The organism is Anaerofustis sp., assembly GCF_019420015.1.
GTDB lineage: Bacteria > Bacillota > Clostridia > Eubacteriales > Anaerofustaceae > Anaerofustis.
The window spans coordinates 1-2,154 of record NZ_JAHZIA010000032.1; the positions used below are offsets into that span (position 1 = coordinate 1).

The window sequence follows — 2,154 nt, forward strand, 5'->3', positions numbered from 1 at the left end:
TTTGAAGAGTTTATAAGTTCCAGACCGAGAACTAAGTCTTTTTCTATTAATTCTTTTACACGTAATCCTAAAGAATCAGAAGAAGGCTTGTACTTATTAAATAAATCATAAAAATCACTTTCTACAAATTTTTTTAATTTTGAAGGAAGATTGATAAATGATTTTAATTGGCTCGCAAATTCAAAAAAAATTTTTTCAAAATCCTCTTTAAACCCTTTTTTATCATATGTAAATTGTACAGCTTCAAAAAAATAAGAGTCCATCTTTTCGGGTAATACCATTTCATCATAAACTCCAAAGGTATGTAATAAAGAAATACAGTTGTCTTTTTTTATACGAAGTAATGTAGAATACTTTGCAAAGGGAACATAATCATAAAGAACCAGTATTATATTCGGAAACTTGGTTTGCAAATTTTCTTTTATATCTAAAATTAAATATTTAAAAATCAACTCGAGATGGTCTAAAAATTCAGTGTCTTTTTTGCCCCATAAAACTTCAAACTTTTCCATACCTAAAGTTGGAACAATACCATAAGGTTCTCCAGAGTCTGTATTTTCATTTTTAATTAAACGTTTCGGCAATAAATACGGATTATTTTTAGGAGGCTTTCCTTTTTCTATGTACTTCATATAGTTAAAGAATGTGCTCACAAGTGTTTTGTCAGAAGGATATATAGAAATCTGATGTAGCTTTTTCCGCTCAAGCTCCTTTTGTACTCGTGTAATACATGATTGGTAAATAAAATGTGTAGTGTATGAAAAATCCATAAAAAACTCCTTTCTAAAAGTTGGGGAAAATATTGGAATAAAAAATTTTATTATACATAACTTTTCCCTAACTATTATGCACTATAATTGAACAAGAAGCAAGAGCTTCAATAAAAATAATATATTTATAAGCAGAAAGGTGGTGAAGTTTATGCAGGCAAAATTACTCGGTTTTATGGGTGTTGATTTTACCAATAAAGACGGAGAGCAGATTGTAGGAATGAATATTTTTGCGGCTTTTAAAGATGAAAATGTTCATGGCTTGAGAACAGAAAAATTCTTCCTCAAAGAAGGTATCTCTCTGCCAGAACAGGTAAAAATCAATGATACTTTGGAGATTTCCTTTAATTACAAAGGAAAAATCGAATCTATTACAAAAGTGTAATGTAACATTTGTCGGAGGGAGATACTCTCCCTCTCTGACAATGACAAAAGAAAAGGAGAGATTATGAGGATTATATATAATATAAAAAAGTGTTATTTTCGATTTTCATTAGCAATACAACAGATGATTTCCAGACCATATCTCAATCTTTTTCCATTAATGGTATTGGCAGGTTTCTATCGCTTTTGGATTCAGAAATCAGCTTTCTATGTCAATGCCCCAAAGCTGATACTTCCCCTTTTGCGTGGTATAGTGGAGATTGGTGGAACTACCCTGTTCGTAATCTTTTTTATTCTTACAGTATATTGGCTTGGAGTTATGACGGCAAAGCGTGATGAATATAATCTTGCACTTGCCTTTACTGGACAGGATTTAAGAAACGGTTATCCTGTTATGATGAAAAAGAGCAAGGATAGAAAAACAGGAGTAATAATAAGGGTATTTTACAGTCAGATTCCTATGGAACGATGGCGAAAATACAAAGAAGCGATTGCTGATTGTATGAATCTTCATTTTGTGAAACCTGATTTTGAATATGGAGGAAAAAATAAAGATAACGGAAAGTTGATTGTGATGTACAGTAAAAAAGGAAGAAAGCCGTTGGAAAGAGAGGTATTGTATGACGAAGAATAATTCTCTTAAACTTGGGTATGACTATGACGCTTGGCATGGGTACGGGCAAAGAGATGTCTTGTTTACGGATATATCGCTGAAAACGAATAGCCATATGATTTTATGTGGTATGTCTGGTAGTGGGAAATCTTATGCACTTGTCTGGTGTCTGAAAATGCTGATTCTTGCTTCTCCACCAGAAGCGGAGTATTTCTTTGCAGATTTTAAGCAAGACGATTCATTTGCTTTTTTAAGAGGGTGCACCTTTTACTATCCTTATAAAAAATCATTAGAAGCCTTAGAGGTTGTCTATACGATTTTACATAAAAGACAGTCAGGAGAAGATAAAAACAGATATACGGTAACCCTAATTTGGGATGAATATAT

3 protein-coding genes and 1 pseudogene are annotated in these 2,154 nt (G+C 32.2%); 3 read left to right on the forward strand and 1 reads right to left on the reverse strand.

What is annotated here, in order from left to right:
* Nucleotides 1–770 (reverse strand): hypothetical protein (locus tag QZ357_RS05780; RefSeq protein ID WP_290773026.1); only part of this gene is annotated, 770 nt, incomplete at its 3' end.
* A 151-nt stretch (nucleotides 771–921) separates the two neighbouring features.
* On the opposite strand from QZ357_RS05780, the gene QZ357_RS05785 reads away from it, so the two are divergent.
* The 3 genes and pseudogenes from QZ357_RS05785 to QZ357_RS05795 form a co-directional block, all read left to right on the forward strand.
* Nucleotides 922–1,155, forward strand: a complete 234-nt coding sequence (locus QZ357_RS05785) for a hypothetical protein (RefSeq protein ID WP_118013575.1) — start codon at nucleotides 922–924, stop codon at nucleotides 1,153–1,155.
* A 63-nt stretch (nucleotides 1,156–1,218) separates the two neighbouring features.
* Entirely contained in the window at nucleotides 1,219–1,788 is a 570-nt protein-coding gene (locus tag QZ357_RS05790; protein WP_118013574.1) for a hypothetical protein, read from the forward strand.
* Nucleotides 1,775–2,154 (forward strand): annotated as a pseudogene (locus QZ357_RS05795) (hypothetical protein); the annotation flags it as partial. The gene QZ357_RS05790 and the pseudogene QZ357_RS05795, both read left to right, overlap by 14 nt.